This window comes from Caulobacter sp. DMC95 (assembly GCF_056313785.1).
Genome location: NZ_JBQUZP010000004.1, coordinates 24,795 through 49,657, shown reverse-complemented (window position 1 = coordinate 49,657; position 24,863 = coordinate 24,795). Strand labels below are relative to the sequence as shown.

Sequence of the window (24,863 nt, the reverse complement as noted above, 5' to 3'; positions counted from 1 at the left end):
CCTGGGCGTCTGAACCATTGCCCTTGCAGAACGTCAGCAGCGAAGCTCGGTTCCAGATCAGGCGACCGGAGGCAGTGCTTGGGGCGTGGGGAAGGTCAGCCGCACAGTGAGTCCGCGCGGCTCGCGCGTTTCGAACGCGACCTTGCCGCGAAGCTGACGCGCGAAGGCGGTCATCAGAGTGCGCCCAACGCCGCCGCCCAGGCTGTCCGGCGCGCCCGGTCCGTCGTCGCTAATCGACAGTTCGGCCTCCTCGCCCCGCACATGGAAGCCGACCACCAGTGTCCCGCCGCCGGGCCCGAACGCATGCTTCTGGGCGTTGGTTATCGCCTCGACAGCGAAGAGGGCGATCGGCGCCAGGCGATCAGGGTCGATGACCAGGGGATCGGCGTGGACTTCGGTTCTCACCAGCCCGCTTGCGCCGCCGAAGCCGCCCATATCGTTGGCCAGCAGTTGAGCGGTCAGCTCTTCCAGGAACGGCCGCAGGTCGACGCGTTTCAGATCCGGGCCCTGGTAGAGCGCGCGGTAGATCTGAGCCAGGGCGGTGATGCGCTGACGCGTGTCGTTCATCGCCGCCTTGGCCGCCGGATCCGCCAGCGCCCGCTGCTGCATGTTCAGCAGCGAGGTGATGATCTGCAGGTTGTTCTTCACCCGGTGATGGATCTCGCGCATCAGCGCGTCCTTCTCCGCCAGGCTGTCCATCAGCGAAGCGTCGCGGGTGACAATCGCGCCGGCCATGGCGTCAAGCGTCGTGGCCAGTTCGCGGATTTCCGGCGGGGCGCGCTCGGCCTGCAGCGGGCGGACGGTGAAGCGCCCCCGCGCATAGATCGCCGCAACCCGCTGCAGATAGACGATCCAGCGGATCACCCCGCGCTCGGCGGCGTACAACACGGCGGCCAAAGCCAGGAAGAACGCCAGCAGCGGTAACAGAAGGCGCGAGATCGGGTTGATCGAGGCCCATGACAAAAGACCCGGCGACGGCGCTGACAGGATCACGAAGACATTGTCGTCGACCAGCGGCGCAGCGGAGTAGTTGCGCTTGCGGCCTTCGAGATCCTTGCCGCTCCACAGCACCGACTTCTCGCGCGCCGCGATCTCGCGCCAACCGATGTGAGGCTCGCCAAACGCCTTGGGGCTGGTGGCGGCGAACACACGGCCGTTGGTGTCCGCCAGAGCCACCTCGGCGCCGTCGGGCATGAAGCGGTTGGTGGTCTGGAGCTTGAGCTCCCGCAGAGTCAGCACTGCAGCCATCGCGCCGTCAAAGCGGTCCGGACTTCCGGCGCGGACGGCCGCCAGCACCGCAGGCTCGTTGGCGTAGATCGCCCCCGGCGCGGCGGCGACGACCATGGTCTCACCCGCCCGCAGCGCCTGGAACCACGGACGGGCGCCGCGCTGGGTGTCGTAGGGCGTGGTCGCCGCGGCGCAGGCCACCCGGCCGCGTGCGTCAAACCGGATCAGGTTGGCGTAGCCGGGCAGGCGCGCTCGGACGTCGGACAGGCGCTGGGCGCACTCCAGGCCCACCGAGCCTGGCCCCAAGGTCTGGAGGAGCACGCCGGCCGCCTCGATGCGGGCGCGGGCGATCGTGGCGCTGTGGCCTGCGGCCAGCTCCAGGCTCTGGCGCCGGGCGTCCGCCTCCGCGCGAAACGCGAAGATCGACTGCAATCCCCCCAGAATGAGAACAGGCAGCAGCGCCACGCACAGCGCCATGGCCAGCCGGACGCGAATGGAGGTGACGGCGCGCGCGGCGCGGCCGGTAAAGGCGCTCACCGCAGGGTGCTCAGTCGCTCCGCGTCGGCCAGGATCGCCCGCATCGCATCCCCCGCCGCCGCCCCGTCGCGGTCATAGGCGCCAGTTTCGAGAATAGCCTGCAACGCCCGACGCGCGCGGCTGACGCGGCTCTTCACCGTGCCGACAGCGCAGTTACAGATCTCGGCCGCCTCCTCATAGGCGAAGCCGCCGGCCCCGACGAGGATCAGGGCTTCACGCTGTTCGGCCGGGAGCATGGACAAGCCCAGACGCAACTCGTCCAGCGCCACCGGGGCCTCGGGGTCGTCAACGGCGACCAGGGTGCGTTCGGCCGCTTCCTGGTCAAGCTGGCTCTGGCGCCAGCTCCGGCGCTTTTCGGAATAGAACTGGTTGCGCAGGATCATGAAGGTCCAGGCCTTCATGTTGGTCCCGAGCTGGAAGCTGGCGCGCGCATCCCAGGCCTTCATCATGGCGTCCTGCGCCAGATCATCGGCGGCGGTGGGGTCGCCGGTCAGGGTCCGGGCGAAAGCGCGCAAATGAGGGATCAGCGTGACCAGTTCACGCTTGAAGGTGTTGTCGCGGACAGGGTCCGGTGGCGAGCGTCCAACCTGTTCCTCGGCCATGCTTACTCACCCCCCGCTGGGGGCTCGGCCTTGCGGAGGATGGCGAGAAACTCGTCGGGCACCGGCTCGTTGACGACCTCGTCGAACATCTGCCGCAGCTTGACGCCGATCGCCTGCTGACGAAGGCGGGCTTCATCCAGCGCCGCAGCGCTCTTGCGTTTGTCTTCCATGGGTACGTGTTCGATCATGTCCTCGACGCCGAAGCTTATCGGCGCCCGCCCCCTTTGGCCGAATGTCTTTCCGCCAGACGACAACGTGGTTTTCCGTACCCGGTTCCATAAGCTTGGGCATAAGATGGCAAAATTCCGCTCCGGGCGGAACCGTCGAGTTGAGGGGGCGTTATCGACCTTCGACGGAACGGCGTAGCTTGACCGTTCTTTAGACTAGTTTCGAAGACACCTAATCGGGAGGGGTCATGAGTCTTCTTGCTCGCCTGGCGCCGCATTTGCCTTACATCCGCCGCTACGCCCGCGCCTTGACCGGCGACCAGACCACCGGCGACCACTATGTCCGTGTGGCGCTGGAAGCCCTGGCGGCGGGCGAGCTTGTGCTGGACGCCGACCTGTCGCCGCGCGTGGCGCTCTACCGCGTGTTCCACGCCATCTGGCTCAGCTCCGGCGCCCAGCTCGAGGCCCGTCGCGACGAGATCTCGCACGCCGGCGACGACGCCGCCCAGCGCCTGATGCGCATCGCCCCGCGCTCGCGGCAGGCGTTCCTGCTGACGGCCCTGGAGGGCTTCACGCCCACCGAAGCCGCGCAGATTCTCGACTGCGACTTTGGCGAGGTGGAGCGCCTGATCGCCGACGCCCAGGCCGAGATCGACGCCGAGCTGGCGACCGAAGTCCTGATTATCGAGGACGAGCCCGTGATCGCCGCCGACATCGAGGCGCTGGTGCGTGAGCTCGGCCATGAAGTCACCGACATCGCCGCCACCCGGGGCGAGGCCGTCGAAGCCGTCGCCCGTCGCACGCCCGGCCTCGTGCTGGCCGACATCCAGCTGGCCGACGGCTCCTCGGGCATCGACGCGGTCAAGGACATCCTGGGTCGCATGGACGTGCCGGTGATCTTCATCACCGCCTTCCCCGAACGCCTGCTGACCGGTGAGCGTCCCGAGCCGACCTTCCTGATCACCAAGCCGTTCCAGCCGGAGACCGTGAAGGCGGCCATCGGCCAGGCGCTGTTCTTCCACCCGCGCCGCACCGCCAAGGCGGCCTGAGAGTCCTGAAGTCTATTGTCGAATGGAAACGGCCTCCCGCAGGGGAGGCCGTTTTTCGTTGGCCTTGATGACGTCTCGCGCCGAGGTCCGCCCTCACCCTTCGACAAGCTCAGGGCGAGGACGACAGGTGATCTCCGCGACACGAAACCCTCATCCTGAACTTGTCGAATGACGAGGATTTCAGCCCCGATCAGCGCGGCGGCTGCTGGGTCGCGCGCAGCATGCCGACATCATAGCCCAGCGCCTTGGCCCGCGCGGTCAGCGCGGCGCGATCGGCGTCGGTCGGCGGCTGGCGCGACAGCAGCCACAGATAGCGACCCGAGCCCTCGCCGACGATGGCCCAGCTATAGTCGTCGGCGCGGTCCATGATCCAGTAGTCGCCGAAGAACGGACCAAAGAAGCTGACCTTCAGCTTGGCGTTGGTGGTGGTGTCGACCACCTTGGCCTTGCCTTCGGCGGTGCGCACGGGCCCGTCCACAGCATCCTGGCGGCAGGTGTTGAGCACGCGGATCAGGCCGTCGGGGCGCTTGGAATATTCGGCCGTGACAGCTTCACACCCCTTCTGGAAGCGCATGTCGTAGCGGGCCACCTCGTACCACTTGCCCAGATAGCGATCGACCTCGACCGACTTGGCGGGTTGCGGTGGGTTGGGATTGCCCACTGGCCCCGACGCGCAGGCGCCCAGGGTGAAGGCCAGCGAGAAGACGACTGGAAGGGCGAGCAGCGATTTGCGCATGGAACCTCCGGAGGACAAGCACTCGCCGTTACGCGCAAAGCGCGCTGGCGGACGTCAGCGACGGCCCAAAACGAAAACCGCCCCGCCGGGGTTCCAGCGGGGCGGGGCGACGTCTTCGGGAGGTGGGATCCCTACTCGGCCGCGATGCTGACCGGCGCGACGGGCCGATCCTTGAAGTTGATCGCCTGGAGATAGCGGATGCCCTCTTCGGCGATATCGTCGCCGACCATCCGCTCGCCTTCGTCCCGCAGCTCGGCCAGGTCCACGTACATGGCGTAGAAGGCCTTGGTGCGGTCGGTGATGATACCGGCGTTGAGCAGGGTCTTGACCAGCACCCGGAAGATGTTGGTCTGCTCCTTCATGTTCTCCCGACGCACGTCGTCGGTCATGATCTTCCCGTACTCCTCGACCACCTTGTCGGGATCGAGGCCGAACTCGCGGTAGAGATCCAGCTGCTGGTGCGGCGAGACGAGGTTGAACAGCAGCGTCTGGAAGCAGTGCGCCGCCCAGTCCTCGATGATCGCGTGCTCTTCGGGCGAGAGCTTGGGCACGGTGCGGTCGGCCCAGATCTTCCCGAACTTGTGGTGGAAGGCCTCGTCGGTCATCACCAGCTGCAGCAGCTTCTTGCCGACCGGATCATTGATGTTGTTGTAGAAGGTGGCGAAGGCGCCCATGGCCAGGCCTTCCACCAGCATCTGCATGCCGATGATCTTCTTGTAGACCTCCGGCGAGCCGATGATCTCGACCAACAGGGTCTTCAGGGCCGGGCCGCACTCGACGGGCTTGCCCCAGCGAGCCTTGATATACTTGGCGAAGGCCGTCACGTGGCGGGCCTCTTCGCGGGTCTGGTTTGCGGCGTATTCCTGAGCGCCCTGGTCCTTGAGGACGTGGCAGAGGCTGGCCGACAGGTTCAAAGCGCCCTGCTCGCCATGCAGGATCGACGAGAAATTCCGCAGCACCGACTGATTGATGAACCGCGTGCGGACCTTCGGATCCGACAGGTGGTTGGAGACGTAGTCGGTCGACAGGGCGATGACCATTTCCTCGGGAACCAGAGGCTGGTTCTCCATGTCGAACGGCTCGTCGAAATCGATATAGGCCTTGTCCAGCGGATCCCAGAAGTGGTCGTGGGTGGCGGAGATGATCTTGTCGAAGGCGGTCGAGCGGTTGTTGTACCGGTCCAGTTCGAGCATCGACTCGAAATCGTCCGGCGCCACCGCGTCGTACATGGCGTCCTTGGTGATGTTCTTGTCGGTCATGGCGGCGCTCCCTAATTCGGCCGTTCGTCATGATGGATGGCGCCGAGGCCCGTCTTGCGCGCGCCTTCGACTATCTAAACACTGTCAACTCAAGACTTGACCGGGGTCAAATGAAAAATGACGCCGCCGTCAAGTTCGCGCCGCAGGGGTATTGCGAGAGGCCATGAGAATCTTCGTTCTGACAGGCGCCGGCGTCTCGGCCGAGAGCGGTCTGGGCACCTTCCGTGACAAGGACGGGGTGTGGACGAAGTATGACCTGAACGAGGTCGCGACCCCGCAGGGCTTCGCCCGCAACCCAGCCTTGGTGCGGGATTTCTACAACGCTCGCCGCGCCAACCTCGCCGGGGCCCAACCCAATGCGGCGCATGAAGCCCTGGCGCGACTGGAGGCTGGCCTGGCTGAGCGCGGCGGCGAGCTCTTCCTCTGCACCCAGAATGTCGACGACCTGCACGAGAAGGCCGGCTGCCAGCGCGTGATCCATATGCACGGTGAATTGGCCGTCACCCGCTGCCATCACTGCGAAGCGATTTGGCCGGACCCGGGTCCGCTGTCGCCCGACACGCTTTGCCACGCCTGCGGACGCGACGGCGGCGCGCGGCCGCATGTGGTCTGGTTCGGCGAGATCCCGCTGTTCATGGATCAGATCGAGGACGCCCTCTCGCGGGCGGACCTCTTCGTCTCGATTGGCACCTCAGGCTCAGTCTATCCGGCAGCCGGTTTCGTCAGCGAGGCCCGCGCGATGGGGATCGCCACCTGCGAGATCAATCTGGAGCCCTCGGCCAACGCCTATGTCTTCGACGAGAAGCTCTACGGCCCCGCCACCGAGGTCGTTCCGACCTGGGTGGAGCGGGTGCTGGCGAGGCTCTAGGCCGGCCGCGCCACGCCCCATTCGCACCAGCCGAGCGGCCTTGGGGTCTTGGGCATGTAGCGCTGTTCAACCTCGTCCAGAGCGAAGCCCGCCCCTTGGACGGCGCTCGCCACCGGCCGCGTCAGGTGGCACCCGCCGGCCATCCGCTTCCACAGCGGCTCCAGACGGCGCTGCCAGCGCGAAACCTCGGCGTCCGGCGACAGGCCATGCTCGCAGAACAGGAACTGTCCCCCAGGCCGCAGCACCCGGCGCGCCTCGGCCAGCACCGCCGTCGGCGACTGCACCGAGCACAGGGTGAAGGTGCAAAGCACGGTATCGAAGCTCGCGTCGGCGAACGGCAGGCGCTCGGCCTCCCCAGCCTGGATGTCGACGACCAGACCGTCTGGACGCGGCGCCTGCTCGGCGATCGCGCGCAGTTCGGACGAAGGGTCGACGCCTGTTACGCGCTTGGCCTTGGCCGGGTCATAGTAGGCTAGGTTCAGGCCGCCGCCGATCCCCAGCTCCAGCACCTCGCCCTCAGCACGCGGGGCCACGCGCCGCCGCTGGGCTTGGATCGCCGGCGCGCCGCAGGCGCAGCACAGCAGTTTCGGCAGGATATTGCGCTCGTACCAGCTGGCCATTTCAGATCTCCCCGCATCAGGAGAGCGGCCGGGCGCGCCGAAGGTCAAGCCAGGTCGGCGATCAGCGCCCCTCCAGCGCCGCCAGCACGGCCGGCTGCAGACGCGCCAGTTCGGCCAGCCGCTCGACCAGCGCCTCACGGCTGTCCAGGGCGAGCCCGTCGCGCAAGCGGGCCATTCGGTCCTTCACCTTGCCGAGGTCGGCCGCATTGGCGGCGCTGACCACGGCCGCCTGATGCTTGCAGGCGCCGAACTTCTCAAAGCCCGGGCAGGTGCAGATCCCCTCCCCCGCCGGCGCCCACAGCTGTACGACATAGAGATCGCCGACGCTGCCGGTGACGTGGGCGGTGACCTTGTCATCCTCGATCGCGACGAGATCGACCGCCCCCGCCTCTGCCATGGCCACGCCGGTGTCGAACCAACGCTCGTCCATGCGCTCGCGCCAGGCTTCAGTGTCGAAGAAGCTCATGCCTCGTCCTCGATGCGGTGGATGTCGTCGTCCGACAGGCCGAAATGGTGGCCGATCTCATGGACCAGCACGTGGGTGATCAAATCGCCCAGGGTGACGTCCCCGCGTTCGGCCCACTCGTCCAGGATCGGCCGGCGATAGAGAAAGACCCGCGAGGGCTCGGCCCCGAAGTCCAGCACCGACCGGCTGCTCAGATCCACGCCCTGATAGAGCCCCGTCAGCTCGAAGGCGTCTTCGATGCCGAGGCTGTCGAGAACCTCTTCGCTCGGAAAGTCGTCGACCCGGATCACCACCTCGCCGGCAAGGTGGCGAAATTCGGCGGGCAGGTCGTCGAAGGCCTGCTTGGCCAGGACGGCGAAATCGTCGAGCGACGGGGCGAGGCGATCAGACCAGGTCATCTGGTTCACATAGAGCGATTGGCGAAGATCGCCATAGCCGACCGCCGATCTTGGCTGCGGACGCAGAAAACGCGACGCACAGCCACACCCGAGCTTGATCGCCCTCTGGTCACGGCCCGACTAATCTGGGATTCTGATTCGAAGACCCGCTGGGGTAGCGCGCGCCTGATGACTTCGTATGACCTGATCCTCGCGGCGGCGGCCGGCGCGGTGTGTCTCGCCATTTCCGTCGCCCTGTGGTCCCACGGGCAGCGACGGAACCTGGAGGCGCGCATCGCCGCGCTCAAGACGCGCCTGATCCAGCAAGGCGGCGCTGACGACGCTCCGGCCTGGCTCGACGCCTTCGACACCGCCGTGATCGCCGTCGAGGGCGGTCGCGCCAGCCTGGTCGCTGGGGGCGAGGGTCTGGCCGCCTGCGCCAAGGCGCTGGGCGCCGACATCGAGGTCTCGGCCGTGGTCGCCGCGCTCGGCGACGCCGATCCGAACTACGCCCAGAAGCTCGCCGCCCTGTTCGAGCGCGGCGAGCCCTGCGTGTTCGAAGCGCGGGGCGCCAATGGCCTCATCGCGGTCGAGGGCCGCGCGGCCGGCGCCCTGGCCTGGCTGCGCCTGGCGCCGATCGACCGCGCGGACTCGGGGCTGCCCACCGCCGCCCGCTTCGCCGCCTTCGTCGACAGCGTGGTCGAGCCCTGCTGGATCGCCGGCGCTGACGGCCAGGCCGTCTGGGGCAACGCCGCCTTCGTTCGCGCCGTGGGGGCGGCCTCCGCCCAGGCCCCGGCCCTGGCGGGCAAGAGCTTTGACCGCGGCGCCGACGCCGTGGTGATCGAGGCCGCCGGCAAGGGTGAACGCCGCGAGGCGGTGCGCTGGATCAATCTGGACGGCCGCCGCCGCGCCTTCCGCCTGTCGGCCCAGCCGCTGGACGGCGGCGGGGTGGGCGTGTTCTGCGCCGACGTCACCGAGATCGAGGACGTCCGCGACGCCTTCAAGAAGCACGTCGAGGCCCACGACGAGACGCTGAATCACATCGCCGAGGCCGTGGCGATCTTCAGCCAGACGCGCCGTCTGTCGTACCACAACACCGCCTTCGCCGAGCTTTGGGGCCTGGAGCCGGCCTGGCTGGCGGATCGTCCGACCCACGGCGAGGTGCTGGACCGCCTGCGCCAGCGCCGCCGCCTGCCCGAGACCATCGACTACGCCGGCTGGAAGGCCGCCGAACTGGCGCGCTACGAGCATCTCGGCCCGCAGGCCGACGACCTGTGGGACCTGCCCGACGGCCGCACCCTGAAGGTCGTGCGCCAGCCGCACCCGCTGGGCGGCATGCTGCTGATCTATTCCGACATCACCGGCGAACTGCGCCTGAAGGCCCAGTACAACGCCCTGATCCAGGTGCAGCAGGCCACGCTGGACAAGCTGAACGACGCCGTCGCCGTGTTCGGCTCCGACGGCCGCCTGCGCCTGCACAACGAGGCCTTCGAGACCTTCTGGAACGTCACCCCGCACGCCCTGGAAGCGGCCGGTGACTTCGAGGGCGTGGTCGAGCTGTGCGTGCCGCGCCTGCACGACCTGTCGTTCTGGCGCGAGCTGAAAGGCCGGGTCGCCGATCCCGATCCGCAGATGCGCGCGCCAACCTCGGGCGAGGTGCGGACCTCCGACAGCCGCATCGTTCTGTACCAGAGCCGGCCACTGCCGGACGGCGCGACCCTGATCGCCTTCGCCGACGTCACCGACACCCGCGACCTGCAAAGCGCCCTCGCCGACCGCTCCGCCGCCCTGGCCGAGGCCGAGCGGCTCAAGCGCGACTTCGTCGGCAACGTCTCCTACGAGCTGCGCACGCCGCTGACGACGATCATCGGCTACTCCGAACTTCTGGAGCGCGCTGACGGCATCTCCGAGCGCGGCCGCAACCACGTGGCCGCCGTGCGCGCCGCCGCCACCCAGCTGGCCCGCTCGATCGACGACGTTCTGGACATGGCCCAGATCGACGCCGGCGAGATGGCGCTGGAAATCGAGGACATCCGCGTCTCCGACCTCTTACTCAACGCCCAGGAGCGCGCCCTGAAGGACGCCCAGCTGGGCGGCGTCACCCTGGCGGTCGAATGCGACGAAGACGTCGGCCTGATCCGCGGCGACGGCAAGCGCCTGGCCCAGACGCTGGACCACCTGGTCGAGAACGCCCTGCGCCAGACCCCGCCCGGCGGTCGCGTCTCCCTGTCGGCCCGCCGCGCGCTGGGCGAGGTTCGGCTGGACGTCTCCGACACCGGCCGGGGCGTGCCGTTCCATGTACAGGCCCACATCTTCGACCGCTTCGTCGGCCGTGATCGCGGCGGCCCGGGCCTGGGCCTCGCTTTGGTCAAGGCGCTGGTCGAGCTGCACGGCGGCTGGGTGGCGCTGGAGAGCGAGCCGGGCAATGGCTCGACCTTCACCTGCCACCTGCCCGAGACCCAGCAGCCAGGCGCCATGCAGCCGGAACTGGGCTTCTAAGGCCTCCGGCGCGCACGGCAGGAGAGCAATTTCTTGCCCGCCCGCAAGGCCTCGCGCGCCTCCACGGCATCCTTGTGCCTCCAAAGGGCTTTACGTGGTCCATCGGCGCCGCTAGAAGCGCCACCGATGTCATTCGCCACGATGAAAACTATTACCCGCAAAACGACCCACTTCGATGGGGCGGCGGGCGTGCGCGCGATCTAAGCGGCATCCTCGAACCAGCCCCGCCGATGCGCGGGGCGGCTCTCATCTTCAGAGACCACAAGCTCCCCGCGCTCCAGACCTTCCCGGAGACGCAACACCATGAGCTTCAAGTTTTCCCGAGCCAATCCGCCCCGCGTGGGCGTCGTCGGCGCCACCGGCCTCGTCGGCGGCATGATGCGCGAGCTGCTGGCCGAGCGCGACTTCCCGGTCGCGTCCTTGCGCCTGTTCGCCTCGGCCCGTTCGGCCGGCAGCACGATCAACTTCAAGCGCCAGGCGATCGTGGTCGAGGACGCCGCCACCGCCGACTTCACCGGCCTGGACATCGTGTTCTTCTCGGCCGGCGGCTCGACCTCGCGCGAACTGGCGCCCAAGGCCGCCGCCGCCGGCGCCGTGGTCATCGACAACAGCTCGGCCTGGCGCTCGGACCCGGACGTGCCGCTGGTGGTGGCCGAGGTCAATCCGCACGCGCTCAACAACATTCCCAAGGGCATCGTCGCCAATCCCAACTGCACCACCATGGCCGCCATGCCGGTGCTCAAGCCCCTGCACGACAAGGCGGGCCTCAGGCGCCTGACCGTCAGCACCTATCAGGCGGCCTCCGGCGGCGGCATGGAGGGCATCGAGGTGCTGTCCGAGCAGCTGCGCGCCGGCGCCGCCGGCGACCTGGACGGCCTAGCCCGCTCGCCCGACGCCGCCCCCCTGCCCGCGCCGCGCAAATGGGCGGTGCCGCTGGCCTACAATGTCGTGCCGCTGAACTACGTGCTGGGCGAGGACGGCTATACCGAAGAAGAGCTGAAGCTGCGCGACGAGAGCCGCAAAATCCTCGAGATCCCGGGCCTGCCGGTCAGCGGCACCTGCGTACGCGTGCCGGTCTTCACCGGTCACGCCCTGTCGATCAACGCCGAGTTCGACGGCCCCGTCTCCGCGGCCGAGGCTTTGGCGCTGCTGGCCGCCGCCCCGGGCGTGGTCATCGACGACGTCCCCAACCCGCTGGCCGCCACGGGTCAGGACCCGGTCTTCGTGGGCCGCGTGCGCCCCGATCCGACGGTTCCGCACGGCCTCGCGCTGTTCGTGGTCGGCGACAACCTGCGCAAGGGCGCGGCCCTCAACGCCGTGCAGATCGCCGAGGTGATGCTGGGGGCCTGAGGCGCCGTTGAGCGCCCCCTCCGTCTCGCCGCCTGTCGGCGGCGCGACACCTCCCCCGTTTCACGGGGGAGGTGGTCCAGAGGACCGGAGGGAGCGTCAATGACCTTGGGATCATAGGACGAAAGCTGTAACACCCCGCCATGATCACCGACCCGTTCTTCTATCTCGTCGCCATTCCCGCCGTGTTCCTTCTGGGCCTGACCAAGGGCGGGTTCGCCGGGATCGGGGTGGTGGCGGTGCCGATGATGACCCTGGCGGTCTCTCCAGTCGTAGCCGCCTCGATCATCCTGCCCATTCTGCTGGTGCAGGACGTGGTCAGCGTGTGGTCGTTCCGGAAGACTTGGGACAAGGCGATCCTGATGCTGATGCTGCCGGCCGCAGCGGTCGGCATCCTCCTGGGTTGGGCGCTGGCGGCCCTGGTCGACGAGTCGGCCGTCCGGCTGGCGGTCGGGGCGATCTCGGTGGTCTTCGCCCTGCAGCGCCTCTGGGCCGAGCGCGCGCTCAAGGCGGCCGATGAAATCGAGGCGGGGCCCGCCCGGCCCTGGTTCGGCGTCCTCTGCGGAGCGACCGCAGGCTTCACCAGCCAGATCGCCCACGCGGGCGGCCCGCCCTTCCAGATCTACGCCCTGCCGCGCGGCCTGCCGCGCGACGTGTTCATCGGCACCAGCGCGATCTTCTTTGGCGTGGTCAACTGGATGAAGGTGCCGGCCTATCTGGCGCTAGGGCAGCTGACGCCCCAGGCTCTAGCCACCGCCGGCGTGCTGCTGCCGCTGGCCATCGCCTCGACCTGGGCCGGCGTCTGGCTGGTGCGGCGCGTGCCGGCCGAGGGCTTCTACAAGCTGATCTACGTGCTGCTGGTGCTGGTCGGCGGCAAGCTGATGTTCGACGGCGCCCGCGGCCTTTTGGCCTGAAGCGCTTTTTCCGCGCCATCGTGTCGCCGCGGCCCTTTCCCGGCCACGATGATCGACGCTTATATGTCGCGGAACGAACTTATGCTTCGTGCGTACTGCAAGCCATCGGGGCCGGGCCATGACCGAACTCACCACCACCGCCAACACGAACGAGATCGTCGTCGCCAAGCCCGGCCGTCACTATCCGACGCCGGCGGCCAAGTGCGCTGACCTGGTCGTGCACCTCGCGGGCCTGGCCTGCGCGCTGATGGGCGGCGGCATCCTGCTGGGCCTGGCGTTCGGAGTGGGCAATCTCAAGCAGGTCGCCGCTGTCAGCGTGTACACCGTGGGCCTGATCCTGATGCTGTCGCTGTCGACGGCCTATAACTTCGCCAAGGCCCGTTGGCGCCCGCTGCTGCGCCGCTTCGACCACGCCGGCATTTTCGTGATGATCGCCGCGTCGTACACCCCCTTCACCACCCAGAACCTGCACGGCTGGTGGGCGATCGGCATGACCACGGCGGTCTGGACCGTCGCCGGCGTCGGCGTGGCGGCCAAGCTGTTCCTGCCGGGCCTGGACAAGCGCTTCTGGGTCGGTCTGTACCTAGCCCTGGGCTGGCTGGTCCTGGTGGCCATCAAGCCGATGATCGAGGGTCTGTCCTGGCCCGCCCTGCTGCTGCTGGCCATCGGCGGCATCGTCTATTCGACCGGAACCGTCTTCTACCTGATGCGACGCCTGAAGTTCCGCCGCGCCATCTGGCACGGCCACGTGATCGGCGGCGCCGGCCTGCACTATGCGGCCGTTCTGGTGGGCGTGGTTCTGGCCGGCGCGCACTGATCGGGAGAAACTTCGCGTGGACAAGGACCCGGCTGGCAGCTTCAGCCTGCAAGGCTTCTTCCGGGACTGGAAATCCAGCGATCCCCTGCGCGGCAAGCGCCTGCCCACGCCGCCATCGGACCGTCAGGTGGAGGCTGTCGGCTTTCCCCGGGTGCGGCTGACCGTCGACCAGGCCGACGACGCCCTGCGACAGGCCGCAGACAGACTGGCGCCGATGCGCTCTCTCTTGGGCCGCGACGAGTTCAACATCCTGGCGCTCTCCGGCGGCGCGGCCGGCGGCGCCTATGGCGCAGGCGTGCTGGCGGGGCTCTCCAAGGCCGGGCGCCGGCCGGATTTCGCCATCGTCACCGGCGTCAGCACCGGCGCCCTGATCGCCCCGCTGGCCTTCCTGGGCTCGGCCTGGGATGAGCGCCTGACCGACGCCTATACCGGCGGCCACGCCGCCGAGCTGCTCAGCCTGCGCCGTCTGGCGCCCGCGCTGGGTCCCAGCCTGTTCAAGGGCGAGTCGCTGGACGTTCTGGTCGAGACCTTCGTCGACCAGGAGATGGTCGAGGCCATCGCCGTCGAGCACGCCAAGGGCCGACGCCTTCTGATCGCCACCACCAATCTCGACAGCCAGCGCGCCGTCGTCTGGGATCTCGGCGAGATCGCCGTAAAGGGCGGACCCGAGGCGCTGAAACTGGTCCGATCGCTGCTGGTCGCCTCGTCTTCTGTGCCGGGCATCTTTCCGCCCAAGCTGATTGAGGTCGAGGCCGACGGTCAGGTCTTCCAGGAGATGCACGTGGATGGCGGCGTCGCCGCGCCGCTGTTCCTGATGCCTGACGCCCTGCTGCACTGGCGCAACCTGGGCACGCGTCTTCGCCGAGGACGAGTCCACGTGATCGTCAACACGGTGCTCGATCCCTCGACCCAGTCGACGCCGCCGGGCGTGGCCTCGATCATGGCGCGCAGCTTCGAGACCATGCTGCGCTTTTCCTATCGGCAGGCCTTGAGCTTGGCGGCGGGCTTTTGCGCCCGTCACAACCTGCCGCTCAGCGTGGCCTCGATCCCCAACACCTTCGAGGGCATGAACCTGCTGAAGTTCGAAACTGGCCTGATGCGCCGGATCTATGACGCCGGCTTCGAACAGGCGGCGGCCGGCGCGGTCTGGTCCAACGCCGTCGAGGAACAGAGCCTGTGGCGAGGCCTGTTCAGAAAGCAGGTCCCGCAGGCGGTTTCGGCGGGGACTGGCCTAGTGGTGCGCGATGAGCCGGCTGCGGCTTCCCAACAATCGCCCCAGGGCGTTTAGCGTAACTTGCCTCGCCCCTAGGCCTTCTTCAGCCAGCGCGCGCGCAGCTTGGCGACGTTGGGCGGGTCGGCGCGGAAGTCCGAGGCCAAACCCAGGCGCGCGTTGCACGACGGGCAGCGGACGTGGTCCTCATCGGCCAGCTCCGGCGGCGGGTCGAAGCGCGTGCCGCAGGGCTTGCACTTCCAGTCACCGACGACAGGGGCCGGAGGCGGCGGAGGCGGCGGCGCAGCGGAGGGCGTGAACACGGTCGTGCGAGCCGACGGCTTGACCATGCGCTCGAGCGGCGGCGGACCGCCGGGGGCGACGACGGCGCTCTTCAGGCTCAGGGTCTTGCGGCGCGGGGGCTCGCTGTCGCTCATGGTCTCGCTGACGGTTAAAGGCGCTAACCGGGGCTTGCTGCATGAAAGCGGGCGGAAACACAAGCCCGACAGCCTGCGCCCTACCAATGCGGCTTCAGGCTGAAGGACAGGGCCACGACGTTATCCTTCTGGGTCGCGAGGCCCAGAACGCCTTCCTTGGCCCGGATTTCGCGGTGGATGTAGCCGAACGAAGCCTGCATCGGCCCCTTGCGCCAGGCGACGCCCGCCTGGCTGTCGCCGATCAGGCGGCTGGTGACGTCTTGCGAGAGGCCTGCGCGAGACCAATCGCCGTCCTGGCCCCGCAGCATGTTGAAACCGACGGCACGACCGCTGGCGGCGGCGTAGATGTACCAACGTCCCCGGTCACCGAACGCCGCGCCGCCTTCGCGAACGCCCAGCGCGTCGGTGACACGGTCGCCCATGTTCTTCTTCGTTCCCAGACGCACCGTGGCGCCGGCTTCCGCCGAGCCGCCGGCCCCGCCAAAGCCCACGCCTGCGTGAGGAGTAAGGTCCAGGGCGTATTTGCGGCCCTTCAGCATCACCGCCGCGGGCCAGCCCCGGCTAAGGGTCACATCGACGTCCCGCAGCTCATAGGCGTCGCTGTCGGGACGCACCAGGGTGAGGGGGGCGACGGCTGCGGTGCGCGGCACGCCCGCGATCGAGATACGAACCTGGCTGATCGGACCGCCCGCCTCGCTCTGGTAGGCCACGGCGGTCGACCGCCACATGACCGGGCCAGCGCCGTCGTAATAGCGATCGGCATCGAGGATTCGCGCGTCGCCCATCATGGCGGCGGCGGGGGTCAGGCCAAAGCCGCCCTCCAGCTGAGCCTGCGGGGCCCCGATAGGACGTGCGAGAAGGCCCGTCGCGGCGAGCGACAGCGGTGGCGTCGCCTCGGGCTTGACCTGGAATGAGTAGGAACCTGGCGCCTGAGCCAACGACTGGGCGACGGCAATCGAGGGAGTCAGGATCGCGCCCCCCACGACAAACACGGTAAGCTTCCAAATCGCCCGCATCGCGGACTCCCAGACCCCGGTGTTTCCAGCCTACGCCTCCGATCCCGGCTGTCACGGGGACGAAAGCGCGCAGGTGAGAACCACTGTGCGCCATCAGGGTTCCCGGAATGTGAAAAGGGCGGCGCGATCGCTCGCGCCGCCCTCTCAAATGGCGTTACATCGGCGTTACTGGCAGGCTAGGCACTCGTCGTAGTCGGTCTTTTCCGGGACGTCGAAGCCGCTCCCAACCGCCTCGGCCTTACCTTCGGCGCCAGCGTAGGCCGCGCGCTGCACGGACTTAGAACGCAGATAGTAGAGGCTCTTCACGCCGCGCTCCCAGGCCATCCAGTGCAGCATGTGGAGGTCCCACTTGTCGACGTCGCCCGGCAGGAAGACGTTGACCGACTGGCTCTGGCAGATCTCCGGCGTCCGGTCGGCGGCCAGTTCGATGACCCAGCGCTGGTCCAGTTCGAAGGCGGTCTTGTAGACGTCCTTCTCGTCCTGGCTGAGGAAGTCGAGGTGCTGGACCGAGCCTTCGTTCTCCAGGATCGAACCCCACACCGCATCGGTGTTGTGACCCTTCTCTTCGAGCAGCTTCTCCAGATAGGGGTTCTTCACCGCAAACGAGCCCGACAGGGTCTTGTGGGTGTAGATGTTGGCCGGGATCGGCTCGATGCCGGCGCTGGTGCCGCCGCAGATGATCGAGATCGACGCGGTCGGGGCGATGGCCAGCTTGTGCGAGAAGCGCTCCATCGAGCCGCGATCGGCGGCGTCGGGACAAGGGCCCTTCTCTTCGCCCAGCTTGATCGAGGCCTTGTCGGCCTCGCGGCGCAGGTGCTTGAACATCCGCATGTTCCAGCTCTTGGCCAAGGCGCTCTCGAACGGCACGTTCTGGCTCTGCAGGAAGCTGTGGAAGCCCATCAAGCCCAGACCAACCGAGCGCTCGCGCATGGCGGCATAGGCGGCGGCCGAAGCGGCGTCCGGCGCGCGGTCGATGAAGTCCTGCAGCACGTTGTCGAGGAAGCGCATGACGTCCTCGATGAACGTCGGGTGGTCGCGCCACTCCAGATAGGTCTCGGCGTTGACGCTCGACAGGCAGCAGACGGCGGTGCGTTCCTGGCCCAAGTGGTCGGTGCCGGTGTGCAGCATGATCTCGCTGCACAGGTTCGACTGGCGCACCTTCAGACCCAGCTCGCGCTGGAACGAGGGCATGGCGCGGTTCACCGTGTCGGAGAAAATAAGATAGGGCTCGCCAGTCTGCAGGCGCAGCTCCAGAACCTTCTGCCACAAGGCGCGGGCGTCCACCTCGCGCAGCACTTCGCCGGTCTTCGGCGAGCGCAGGCCGAACTTGGTCCCGTCACGCACCGCATGCATGAACTCGTCGGTGATCGACAGGCCATGGTGCAGGTTCAGGGACTTGCGGTTGAAGTCGCCCGACGGCTTGCGGATCTCAAGGAACTCCTCGATCTCCGGGTGGTGGATGTCCAGATACACGGCGGCCGAGCCGCGGCGCAGGCTGCCTTGGCTGATCGCCAGAGTCAGGGAGTCCATCACGCGGATGAAGGGGATGATGCCCGAGGTCTGGCCCTGGCCCTTCACCTTCTCGCCGATCGAGCGCACGCCGCCCCAGTAGGTGCCGATGCCGCCGCCGTTGGCCGCCAGCCAGACGTTCTCGTTCCAGACGCCCAGGATGCCGTCCAGGCTATCGTTGACGGCGTTCAGGAAGCAGCTGATCGGCAGACCGCGCTCAGCGCCGCCGTTCGACAGCACCGGGGTGGCCGGCATGAACCACAGGCGGCTCATATAGTCATAGACGCGCTGGGCGTGGTCGGCGTCGTCGGCGAACGCCGTCGAGACGCGCGCGAACATGTCCTGATAGCTCTCGCCCGGCAGGAGGTAGCGGTCCTCCAGCGTGGTCTTGCCGAAGTCGGTCAGCAGGGCGTCGCGCGAGCGGTCGACCTCGACCTTGCGCACCAGCGCCAATTGCGGGCGCTTGGCGGGCTTGATCGCCGCCAGACGGGCCTCGTTACGGACGCTCGACTTCACCGCTTCACTGCCGTTCATGACCAAAATCCATGCTCAATCAGCGTGTTCCGGAGAAGGAAGTATCCCCGCCAGCCGCTATATCTTGTGGCTGAGGAGCCCCCTCAACCCAAATATGGGGCCACACTGGTGAATGACTCGTCAACGCCCCTGAGCCGAGTTTTTCGTTAACAACCTGTGAACGCCACCAACTTGCATAGGCGGGACAAGGGGTTGCCTCGACGAACTTTTTTCACCCGCGACAGACCGCCGCAAGGCGCCGATGGGCGTCCGTCCCCGGACAACAATGTTCGCCCACAGGGCGAGCACAAGGCAGGGTGGCGAGGTCAGGGCGAAGGCTCGGCGCGCCGCCGAACCTGACAGCTCTGAGACGCCCGCAATGCGGGGCTTTCAGCGGCCGACGCGCCGGGTCGCGCGAGCGATCGCGACGTCCGCCGCCTCGCAAACACACGCGCAAAGAGAAAGGGCCCGGCGTCGCCGCCGGGCCCTCCCCAATCGTCTGTCGATTCGATCTTAGAAGTTGATCGAGATCGTCGAACGGCGGTTCAGCGGTTCCTTCACGCCATCGCCGGTGGCGACGGCCGGAGCGCTTTCACCCTTCCAGTCCACGCCGAGGACGTTTTGCGAAACGCCTTGCGAGACCAGAGCGTCGGCGACGGCGCGAGCGCGACGTTCCGAGAGCTTGGCGTTGTACTTCGGCGAACCCGAGGTGTCGGTGTGGCCGACGACGATGATCTTCGTCGCCTTACCGTCGTTCGAGTACTTGGCCGCTTCCGTAACCACCGATTGAGCTTCCGGCGTCAGGACCGATTGGTCGAACGGGAAGTAAACGATGAACTCGCGGGCCTCAAACTGCGGCGGCGGCGGAGGCGGCGGCGGCGGCGGAGGCGGAGGCGGGGGAGGCGGCGGGGGCGGCGGCGGCGGCGGCGGGGGAGGCGGCGGCGGCGGCGACGCGAACGAGTAACGGAGACCCACGGTCACCGACTGGTCCTTGTACTGGCCCTGGAACGAGCCCGGCTGCAGAGCGCCCGAACCCGTCGACTGCCAAATGTGGTCAGCGCCGGTCAGGTAACGATAGGTGACGTCAATCTTCAGCTTGTCGGTCGCCTTGATCGAAGCGCCGGCGATCGCTTGGTAAGCAAAGGCCAGGTCGTCATCGTCCACGGTCAGGTTTTGGATCGCCGCGTTCGTCGCGGTGACCGTACCAACGCCGCTGAACTGACCCAGAGCGTTAACGTCCAGACGGTTCAGGCCCACGCCCACGCCGACGAACGGGTTCAGCCACGAGCCCGGAGCGAAGTCGTAAAGGACGTTCGCCATCAGGGTCCAGGAGTCGATCGAGCCGTCCGGCGAACCGCAGGTCGGGGCGGCCGCAGTGCGGGTGATGCCCGGGGTGCAGAGGCCACGCGGTTGTTGGCGAGCGGCGTTGCCTTGGACAGCGCGCAGATCGCCAGGGCGATAGCCGCCCTCGACTTCAGCACGCCAGTTCGGGTTGAACTGGTAGCCCAGACGGACGAAACCGGTCCAATCCTTCTCGGACTTCCAGGTCCAGTGCGCATACTGGCCATCCGGCACGGTCTGGTCAGACTGCGTCTTGATGTTCTGCGGCCAGTGTTGGCCGAGGTCGACCGCGCCGTACCAGCCGGTCTCTTGGGCCGAAACGCCCGACGCGGCGAACACCGCGGCCAGAGCAGCTCCCGCCAGGAGGTTGAGTTTCATTGTTGAAGAGCCCTCTATTGCCCTGCCCAGGCCGGGATACCGACCGAGCATCGTTATACCAAGGCGAACGCCACGGGAAAGTGTCAGCAAAGACACACTCGTCAGGTTTCGCCCCTGTCTTCCGTCAGGACGCTGAAACAAGACCGCCCCTCAGAATCAACTTCCGAGCGTGCCCGCCGACATCCAGAAAACTATAAGCGTCAGCTCCGCTGGGTTCGCACGGGAACCGTTTGCGCGCAAGGGGTTAGAGCCAGGAAACGGTCAAGGCTTGGCAAACTTTGCTCTAGAAGCTGCTCTTGAGCGGGACTTGGCGGGACCAAAGCCGCTCTCATCTAGTCAAGCGTTGTCCTGTAGCGCGCCATGGCGAGGCCCGAGATCGCCACGACAAAGGCGGCCAGGGCCGACAGGCTTGGCCACAGCTGCGCAAGGTCGAGCCCTTTGAGCAGGGCGCCACGCACCACTCTGAGAAAGTGGGTGACCGGGATCAGGCTTCCCAGCGCCTGCGCCCAGTCCGGCATGCCGCGGAACGGGAACATGAAGCCCGACAGCAGGATCGACGGCATGATGTAGAAGAACGACATCTGCATCGCCTGCAGCTGGGTTCGCGCCAAGGTCGAAATCAGGAACCCCAGGGCCAGCGACCCGACAATGAACAACAGAACCCCCAAGGCCAGCGCCAGCCAGCCCCCCGCCATCGGCACAGCGAACAGGGCCTTGGCCAAGGTCAGGATGACCAAGGTCTGCACAAGACCGACGGCCACATAGGGGGCGAGTTTGCCGATCATCACCTCGATCGGCCGCGCAGGCGTGGCCAGCAGACTCTCCATGGTCCCGCGCTCGGACTCGCGGGTGACGCCCAGCGATGTCATCATCACCAGCGTCATCGAGAGGATCACGCCCAGAAGGCCGGGCACGATGTTGTAGGCCGTTATGGCCTCGGGATTGTACCGGCGATGGATCACCACCTCGAAAGGTTCGCCGCCCGGCCGCGCAGCGGCGCCGACCAGATCACGCATGAGGGCCGTGCGCGGCAGGCTGGCCAAGGCCGCGATCGCCCCGCCGGTGGCGGCCGGATCCGAGGCGTCAGCCTCGACCAGGACCTGGGCGCCGTCGCCGCGCACGACCTTGCGCGTAAACTCAGCGGGAATGGTCAGGGCGAACTGGACCTCGCCGCGCGCCAGGGCGTCGTCGAGCTCCGCAGGCGACGTGGCGGTGCGCACGATCTTGAAATAGCCCGAGTTCACCAGCGCTGAAACCGCCGAGCGCGCCATCGGTCCCTGGTCTTGAACCAGGATCGCCGTGGGCAGATCGCGCGGGTCGTTGTTGATGGCGTAACCGAAGAGCATCAACTGCACGATCGGCAGGACCAGGATCATCGCATAGGTCAGCCGGTCGCGGGTGAGTTGGATGAACTCCTTGATCAGCACAGCCAGGATACGCGCCCCGGACAGCCGATTGGACGCCGCGCCGCTCATTGGAAATTGTCCGAGGCCTGACTCATCAGGCGGATGAACACGTCCTCCAGGGTCGGCTTCACCTCGCTCCAGACGAACGGCGGGCGCCGATAGGGAGCGATGGCCGCCTCCAGCGCCGCGCGATCCGCGCCGCTGACATGCAGGGCCGCTCCGAAAGGCGCGGCCATCAATACGCCAGGCGCAGCGGCGAGGTCGCGGGAAAGCCGGTCTGCGCCCGCGCCTTCGGCTCGAAAGGTGACAAGACCCGAGGCGGCGATCACCGCATCCGCTGTCCCCCGCGCCATCAGGCCGCCATAGGCGATGTAGGCGATGTCATGACACCGCTCGGCCTCGTCCATGTAGTGGGTCGAAACCATCACGGTCAGGCCCTCGGCCGACAGCGCGTGGATTTCGTCCCAGAACTCGCGACGCGCCTTGGGGTCGACGCCGGCGGTCGGCTCGTCCAGCAGGAGCAGGCGCGGGCCGTGCAGCACGCTGGCCGCCAGGGCGAGCCGCTGCTTCCAGCCACCCGACAGGCTTCCGGCCAGCTGCTTGCGCCGCGCGGTCAGGCCCAGCCGCTCCAGGCTGTCGCGCACCCGCTCGCGCCGACGGTCCAGCTCATGAACTCGCGCGACGAAGTCGAGGTTCTCCTCGATGGACAGGTCCTCATAGAGCGAGAACTTCTGGGTCATGTAGCCGGTCTGGCGCTTGACCGCCTCGGCCTCCCTACGGAAGTCCAGGCCCAGCACCCGTCCCTCGCCGCTGTCGGGCGTCAGCAGGCCGCACAACATGCGCAGCGTCGTGGTCTTGCCCGAGCCGTTGGGTCCCAGGAACCCGGTGATCCGGCCCTTCTCGACCTGGATCGAGACGTCGCGCACCACGTGGCGCGGGCCAAAACGCTTGTTCAGCCCCGAGACGTCGACGGCCAGGTCGCTCATGCGCCGTCGCCCAAGGGCGTGATGTCGATCGGCTGGCCCGGCGCCAGGGGAGGACCCGGCTCAGGCCTGGCCTCGACCAGGAACACCAGCCGCTGGCGTGACTCGCGGCTGTAGATCACGGGTGGGGTGAATTCTGCGCGGGGCGACACATAGTTGATCCGCGCCGACCGCGCCGCGCCGCACCCGTCACAGGCAAAGCGCACCATCCGGCCGACCCGATAGCGGACGACTTCCGCCTCCGGCACAAAGAACCGCAGCCGCACACGGTCGTCCGACAGCAGCGCCACCACCGGCTGGTTGGCGGCGGCCCATTCGCCGGGTTGGTAGAACACGTCCTGCACCCGCGCGGCGACAGGCGCGCGGGGGCTGATCTGATCCAGGCGGCTCTGGGCGGCGGCAAGGCCATGCTCGGCGGCGGCCACAGCCGCCTCGGCCGCAGCGACCGCATCGGACCGTCCGCCCAGGCCCCCGACAGTCTTGCGCCGACCAACCGCGACAGCATTGGCGCGCGCGGCGTCCAGGCCAGCCTTGGCCTGGTCCAGGCGCGCCTTGGCGTAGACGCCCTTGGCCACCAACGGCTGAACGCGATCGAACTCGGCCCGGGCCTCGTTCACCCGCGCCTCGGCGGCGAGGCGCTCGGCGTCGTAGACCGCCAGCTCCTGCGGACGCTGCCCCTTGCGCGCGTCCTGCAACTGCGCCCGGGCCATGGCCGCCTGGGCGGCGGCCTGATCGCGCGCGGCGGTCAGCTGGGCCGCGTCCAGCGCGAAGAGCGGCTGGCCCGCCTCGACCCGATCCCCGCGCTGGACCGCCACGGCGCTGACCAGCCCGGCGTTGGCCGCGCTTACATAAAGCGTCTCGCCCTCGACATAGCCGGAAAGACGATAGGGCTTGTGGGCGTCAGGCCCCAGCAGGCGCCATCCCAAAAAGCCGACGACGCCGATCGCCGCGGCGGCGACGGCGATGCGAACCGGAGGCTTCATGGCAAGACCATCACGCGAGAGGCGAGCCCCGTCAGCACCGTCTCACAGTGCTGCAAGGCGAGAGCTTCGAGATCAACGGCGGAGGCCCCCACGGGCGCGAAGGTCTCCTGCCAGAGCACGCCCATCAGCAGCGGGCCGATGATGCTGAAGGCCTGGAGGCGAGCGTCGCCAGGACGGATCTCGCCGCGGGCCTGCGCGCGCTCCAGCACGCCGGTGAGCGCGCCCAAGGCCCGACTGATCACCTCGTCGTGCCAGACGCGGGCGAGCTCGGGAAAGTTTCGCGATTCGCCGATCACCAACTTGGCGACAGCCCCGATCCGCGAGGCGCCGGCCATCGCGACGATGCGCCCAACGGCCAGACGAAGCAGGTCCGGAAAGGGCAGGGTCGCGTGCGCCAGCATGGCTTCGACAACATCGATGTTGGGGACCACCGCCTCGCGGACAACCGCGCGGAAGATGTCTTCCTTGGTTTCGAAATAGAGATAGAGCGCGCCCTTCGAGATGCAGGCCCGCTTGGCGATCTCGTCCAGCTTGGCCCCGGCGAAGCCCTTTTCCGCGAACACCTCGAGCGCGGCCTGGACGATCTCACCCGGCCGCGCGTCGCTTCGCCGCCGCCATTTGGGGACCCCAGCTTGCATCTCGTCTCGCCATAAAAGTAACTGACCAGTCAGTTATATAAAGATCGCGAAAAACTTCAATCGAAAAGACGCACAGCGGGTGGCCCTCGATAACGGCAGGCGGAATTGAGACCCTAAGGTCGAGCGGCGACAAGCCAGCAGGCAGAGTTCATCCGCGCCCGGCCGTCTTCCACATAGCGCGATAGCGCGGTGGCGACGGCCTCTCGCACCCGCGCCCTCAACGCCTCATCGGCGGTGGACAGGATCGGGTTCAGCGGCCCCACCCGCAGGCTCATCGTCAGAAGCTCCTCAGCCGTGACCGGCGTCGGGTCGTCCAGGGGCTCGATTGTGACGTCACGCCAGCCGGCCTCCGCGAGGATCGCGCGCACCCGCTCTGGATCGGCGAAGGCGAAACGACCTGGCGCGTTGCGCTCGAACTTCGGAACCTCGGACAGCAAGGGCGCAGCGGCCTCCAGCGGGACCTGTGAGATCGCGTTGTCCTCGGGGCTACGCCAGCAAGCGAAGGCCAGACGCCCGTCCGGCTTCAGCGCACGACGCAGGTTGGCGAAGGCGGCGACGGGATCGGGGAAGAACATGACGCCAAAACGCGAGACGATGGCGTCGAACCCAGCGCCGAAGTCATGGGTCTGGGCGTCGGCGTGGACAAAGTCGACGCCTTCCAACCCCTGCTCGCCCGCCCGACGGCGCGCCAACTCCAGCAAGGCGCCGGAGATGTCGGCCCCGACCGCGCGGCCCTCCGGCCCCACGCGCCAGGCCGCCTCGAAGGTGGTCGCGCCCGAGCCGCAGCCGATGTCCAGCACCGCCTCGCCGGCGCGCGGATCGACGCGATCGACCACCGCCTTGGCGATCGGCTGGTACATCCTGTCCAGCAAGGCCTGCTGCTCGACCCAGACCCGTCCGGCCCTATCCCAGTAGGCCGACATATCGGTCGCTGCGTCGCTCATAGGCTGCCTCCCGTTCTACA

At 67.8% G+C, this 24,863-nt stretch carries 25 protein-coding genes; 8 read left to right on the top strand and 17 right to left on the bottom strand.

The features are described 5' to 3' along the window. Positions 1 to 57: 57 nt before the first annotated feature. From phyK to nepR, 3 genes are read right to left on the bottom strand one after another with little or no spacing between them, the layout of a single operon-like run. Positions 58 to 1,764, bottom strand: a complete 1,707-nt coding sequence (gene phyK / locus ACT53N_RS10905; protein WP_476063924.1) for a sensor histidine kinase PhyK — start codon at positions 1,762 to 1,764, stop codon at positions 58 to 60. Beyond that, the gene (locus ACT53N_RS10900; RefSeq protein ID WP_476063923.1) at positions 1,761 to 2,366 is read right to left on the bottom strand and encodes a sigma-70 family RNA polymerase sigma factor; all 606 of its coding nucleotides are present in this window, start codon (positions 2,364 to 2,366) and stop codon (positions 1,761 to 1,763) included. Before ACT53N_RS10900 ends, phyK begins: the two co-directional genes overlap by 4 nt. A gap of 2 nt (positions 2,367 to 2,368) precedes the next feature. Further along, positions 2,369 to 2,554, bottom strand: a complete 186-nt coding sequence (nepR, locus tag ACT53N_RS10895; RefSeq protein WP_096053953.1) for an anti-sigma T factor NepR — start codon at positions 2,552 to 2,554, stop codon at positions 2,369 to 2,371. A 227-nt stretch (positions 2,555 to 2,781) separates the two neighbouring features. Between nepR and phyR the strand changes: the two genes are divergently transcribed. Continuing rightward, entirely contained in the window at positions 2,782 to 3,582 is an 801-nt protein-coding gene (gene phyR / locus ACT53N_RS10890) for an anti-anti sigma factor/receiver protein PhyR (RefSeq protein WP_476063922.1), read from the top strand. 190 nt (positions 3,583 to 3,772) lie between these two features. Here the strand turns inward: phyR and ACT53N_RS10885 are convergent, their stop codons facing one another. Next, on the bottom strand, positions 3,773 to 4,318 hold the full coding sequence (locus tag ACT53N_RS10885) for a lipocalin family protein (RefSeq protein WP_476063921.1): 546 nt from the start codon (positions 4,316 to 4,318) through the stop codon (positions 3,773 to 3,775). A 131-nt stretch (positions 4,319 to 4,449) separates the two neighbouring features. Beyond that, entirely contained in the window at positions 4,450 to 5,577 is a 1,128-nt protein-coding gene (locus ACT53N_RS10880) for a ferritin-like domain-containing protein (protein WP_310215931.1), read from the bottom strand. Positions 5,578 to 5,740: 163 nt separating this feature from the next. Between ACT53N_RS10880 and ACT53N_RS10875 the strand changes: the two genes are divergently transcribed. Next, positions 5,741 to 6,445 carry an NAD-dependent deacylase gene (locus ACT53N_RS10875; protein WP_476063920.1) on the top strand — a complete coding sequence of 235 codons (705 nt, stop codon included), beginning with the start codon at positions 5,741 to 5,743 and terminating at the stop codon, positions 6,443 to 6,445. Here the strand turns inward: ACT53N_RS10875 and ACT53N_RS10870 are convergent. From ACT53N_RS10870 to ACT53N_RS10860, 3 genes are all read right to left on the bottom strand, one after another. Further along, positions 6,442 to 7,065, bottom strand: coding sequence for a class I SAM-dependent methyltransferase (locus tag ACT53N_RS10870; RefSeq protein WP_476063919.1), 624 nt, complete (start codon positions 7,063 to 7,065; stop codon positions 6,442 to 6,444). The two genes, ACT53N_RS10875 and ACT53N_RS10870, sit on opposite strands and share 4 nt — an antisense overlap. Positions 7,066 to 7,126: 61 nt before the next feature. Further along, entirely contained in the window at positions 7,127 to 7,531 is a 405-nt protein-coding gene (locus ACT53N_RS10865) for an SWIM zinc finger family protein (RefSeq protein ID WP_476063918.1), read from the bottom strand. Beyond that, positions 7,528 to 7,929: a metallopeptidase family protein gene (locus ACT53N_RS10860; protein WP_476063917.1), complete on the bottom strand. Its 402-nt coding sequence runs from the start codon at positions 7,927 to 7,929 to the stop codon at positions 7,528 to 7,530. Before ACT53N_RS10860 ends, ACT53N_RS10865 begins: the two co-directional genes overlap by 4 nt. Before the next feature lie 168 nt (positions 7,930 to 8,097). Between ACT53N_RS10860 and divL the strand changes: the two genes are divergently transcribed. The 6 genes from divL (at position 8,098) to ACT53N_RS10830 (ending at position 14,773) form a co-directional block, all read left to right on the top strand. After that, the gene (divL, locus tag ACT53N_RS10855; RefSeq protein ID WP_476063916.1) at positions 8,098 to 10,407 is read left to right on the top strand and encodes a cell cycle protein kinase DivL; all 2,310 of its coding nucleotides are present in this window, start codon (positions 8,098 to 8,100) and stop codon (positions 10,405 to 10,407) included. A 126-nt stretch (positions 10,408 to 10,533) separates the two neighbouring features. After that, complete coding sequence (locus tag ACT53N_RS10850; RefSeq protein WP_476064229.1) at positions 10,534 to 10,611, top strand: hypothetical protein; 78 nt, start codon at positions 10,534 to 10,536, stop codon at positions 10,609 to 10,611. Between the two features lie 99 nt (positions 10,612 to 10,710). Continuing rightward, complete coding sequence (locus ACT53N_RS10845; RefSeq protein ID WP_476063915.1) at positions 10,711 to 11,757, top strand: aspartate-semialdehyde dehydrogenase; 1,047 nt, start codon at positions 10,711 to 10,713, stop codon at positions 11,755 to 11,757. A gap of 140 nt (positions 11,758 to 11,897) precedes the next feature. Next, positions 11,898 to 12,668, top strand: coding sequence for a sulfite exporter TauE/SafE family protein (locus tag ACT53N_RS10840; protein WP_476063914.1), 771 nt, complete (start codon positions 11,898 to 11,900; stop codon positions 12,666 to 12,668). Positions 12,669 to 12,786: 118 nt separating this feature from the next. After that, positions 12,787 to 13,485: a PAQR family membrane homeostasis protein TrhA gene (trhA, locus tag ACT53N_RS10835; protein WP_476063913.1), complete on the top strand. Its 699-nt coding sequence runs from the start codon at positions 12,787 to 12,789 to the stop codon at positions 13,483 to 13,485. A gap of 16 nt (positions 13,486 to 13,501) precedes the next feature. Beyond that, positions 13,502 to 14,773 carry a patatin-like phospholipase family protein gene (locus ACT53N_RS10830; protein WP_476063912.1) on the top strand — a complete coding sequence of 424 codons (1,272 nt, stop codon included), beginning with the start codon at positions 13,502 to 13,504 and terminating at the stop codon, positions 14,771 to 14,773. A 17-nt stretch (positions 14,774 to 14,790) separates the two neighbouring features. On the opposite strand, the gene ACT53N_RS10825 is transcribed toward ACT53N_RS10830, so the two are convergent. The 9 genes from ACT53N_RS10825 to ACT53N_RS10785 form a co-directional block, all read right to left on the bottom strand. Next, the gene (locus ACT53N_RS10825) at positions 14,791 to 15,132 is read right to left on the bottom strand and encodes a hypothetical protein (protein WP_476063911.1); all 342 of its coding nucleotides are present in this window, start codon (positions 15,130 to 15,132) and stop codon (positions 14,791 to 14,793) included. Positions 15,133 to 15,212: 80 nt separating this feature from the next. Next, positions 15,213 to 16,148, bottom strand: a complete 936-nt coding sequence (locus ACT53N_RS10820; RefSeq protein WP_476063910.1) for a lipid A-modifier LpxR family protein — start codon at positions 16,146 to 16,148, stop codon at positions 15,213 to 15,215. A 165-nt stretch (positions 16,149 to 16,313) separates the two neighbouring features. Next, positions 16,314 to 18,197, bottom strand: coding sequence for a ribonucleoside-diphosphate reductase subunit alpha (locus ACT53N_RS10815; RefSeq protein ID WP_476063909.1), 1,884 nt, complete (start codon positions 18,195 to 18,197; stop codon positions 16,314 to 16,316). Between the two features lie 486 nt (positions 18,198 to 18,683). Next, positions 18,684 to 19,889, bottom strand: coding sequence for an OmpA family protein (locus tag ACT53N_RS10810; protein WP_476063908.1), 1,206 nt, complete (start codon positions 19,887 to 19,889; stop codon positions 18,684 to 18,686). Between the two features lie 332 nt (positions 19,890 to 20,221). Next, positions 20,222 to 21,364: an ABC transporter permease gene (locus tag ACT53N_RS10805; protein ID WP_476063907.1), complete on the bottom strand. Its 1,143-nt coding sequence runs from the start codon at positions 21,362 to 21,364 to the stop codon at positions 20,222 to 20,224. Continuing rightward, positions 21,361 to 22,281, bottom strand: coding sequence for an ABC transporter ATP-binding protein (locus ACT53N_RS10800; protein WP_476063906.1), 921 nt, complete (start codon positions 22,279 to 22,281; stop codon positions 21,361 to 21,363). The genes ACT53N_RS10805 and ACT53N_RS10800 overlap by 4 nt, the downstream gene beginning before the upstream one ends. Beyond that, a complete protein-coding gene (locus tag ACT53N_RS10795) occupies positions 22,278 to 23,261 on the bottom strand; it encodes an HlyD family secretion protein (RefSeq protein ID WP_476063905.1) in 984 nt (327 codons plus the stop codon). Before ACT53N_RS10795 ends, ACT53N_RS10800 begins: the two co-directional genes overlap by 4 nt. Further along, a complete protein-coding gene (locus ACT53N_RS10790; RefSeq protein WP_476063904.1) occupies positions 23,258 to 23,899 on the bottom strand; it encodes a TetR/AcrR family transcriptional regulator in 642 nt (213 codons plus the stop codon). Before ACT53N_RS10790 ends, ACT53N_RS10795 begins: the two co-directional genes overlap by 4 nt. Before the next feature lie 113 nt (positions 23,900 to 24,012). Continuing rightward, a complete protein-coding gene (locus tag ACT53N_RS10785) occupies positions 24,013 to 24,843 on the bottom strand; it encodes a class I SAM-dependent methyltransferase (protein ID WP_476063903.1) in 831 nt (276 codons plus the stop codon). Positions 24,844 to 24,863: the final 20 nt, after the last annotated feature.

Bases quoted from the DNA above. Each gene is read 5' to 3' on its own strand.
- ACT53N_RS10785 (WP_476063903.1), bottom strand. From the start codon at position 24,843: ATGAGCGACGCAGCGACCGATATGTCGGCCTACTGGGATAGGGCCGGA.
- ACT53N_RS10845 (WP_476063915.1), top strand. From the start codon at position 10,711: ATGAGCTTCAAGTTTTCCCGAGCCAATCCGCCCCGCGTGGGCGTCGTC.
- ACT53N_RS10790 (WP_476063904.1), bottom strand. From the start codon at position 23,899: ATGCAAGCTGGGGTCCCCAAATGGCGGCGGCGAAGCGACGCGCGGCCG.
- trhA (WP_476063913.1), top strand. From the start codon at position 12,787: ATGACCGAACTCACCACCACCGCCAACACGAACGAGATCGTCGTCGCC.
- ACT53N_RS10900 (WP_476063923.1), bottom strand. From the start codon at position 2,366: ATGGCCGAGGAACAGGTTGGACGCTCGCCACCGGACCCTGTCCGCGAC.
- ACT53N_RS10810 (WP_476063908.1), bottom strand. From the start codon at position 19,889: ATGAAACTCAACCTCCTGGCGGGAGCTGCTCTGGCCGCGGTGTTCGCC.
- ACT53N_RS10800 (WP_476063906.1), bottom strand. From the start codon at position 22,281: ATGAGCGACCTGGCCGTCGACGTCTCGGGGCTGAACAAGCGTTTTGGC.
- ACT53N_RS10795 (WP_476063905.1), bottom strand. From the start codon at position 23,261: ATGAAGCCTCCGGTTCGCATCGCCGTCGCCGCCGCGGCGATCGGCGTC.
- phyR (WP_476063922.1), top strand. From the start codon at position 2,782: ATGAGTCTTCTTGCTCGCCTGGCGCCGCATTTGCCTTACATCCGCCGC.
- ACT53N_RS10850 (WP_476064229.1), top strand. From the start codon at position 10,534: ATGTCATTCGCCACGATGAAAACTATTACCCGCAAAACGACCCACTTC.
- ACT53N_RS10870 (WP_476063919.1), bottom strand. From the start codon at position 7,065: ATGGCCAGCTGGTACGAGCGCAATATCCTGCCGAAACTGCTGTGCTGC.
- ACT53N_RS10865 (WP_476063918.1), bottom strand. From the start codon at position 7,531: ATGAGCTTCTTCGACACTGAAGCCTGGCGCGAGCGCATGGACGAGCGT.
- ACT53N_RS10825 (WP_476063911.1), bottom strand. From the start codon at position 15,132: ATGAGCGACAGCGAGCCCCCGCGCCGCAAGACCCTGAGCCTGAAGAGC.
- ACT53N_RS10875 (WP_476063920.1), top strand. From the start codon at position 5,741: ATGAGAATCTTCGTTCTGACAGGCGCCGGCGTCTCGGCCGAGAGCGGT.
- ACT53N_RS10840 (WP_476063914.1), top strand. From the start codon at position 11,898: ATGATCACCGACCCGTTCTTCTATCTCGTCGCCATTCCCGCCGTGTTC.
- ACT53N_RS10820 (WP_476063910.1), bottom strand. From the start codon at position 16,148: ATGCGGGCGATTTGGAAGCTTACCGTGTTTGTCGTGGGGGGCGCGATC.
- nepR (WP_096053953.1), bottom strand. From the start codon at position 2,554: ATGATCGAACACGTACCCATGGAAGACAAACGCAAGAGCGCTGCGGCG.
- divL (WP_476063916.1), top strand. From the start codon at position 8,098: ATGACTTCGTATGACCTGATCCTCGCGGCGGCGGCCGGCGCGGTGTGT.
- ACT53N_RS10860 (WP_476063917.1), bottom strand. From the start codon at position 7,929: ATGACCTGGTCTGATCGCCTCGCCCCGTCGCTCGACGATTTCGCCGTC.
- ACT53N_RS10805 (WP_476063907.1), bottom strand. From the start codon at position 21,364: ATGAGCGGCGCGGCGTCCAATCGGCTGTCCGGGGCGCGTATCCTGGCT.
- ACT53N_RS10885 (WP_476063921.1), bottom strand. From the start codon at position 4,318: ATGCGCAAATCGCTGCTCGCCCTTCCAGTCGTCTTCTCGCTGGCCTTC.
- ACT53N_RS10880 (WP_310215931.1), bottom strand. From the start codon at position 5,577: ATGACCGACAAGAACATCACCAAGGACGCCATGTACGACGCGGTGGCG.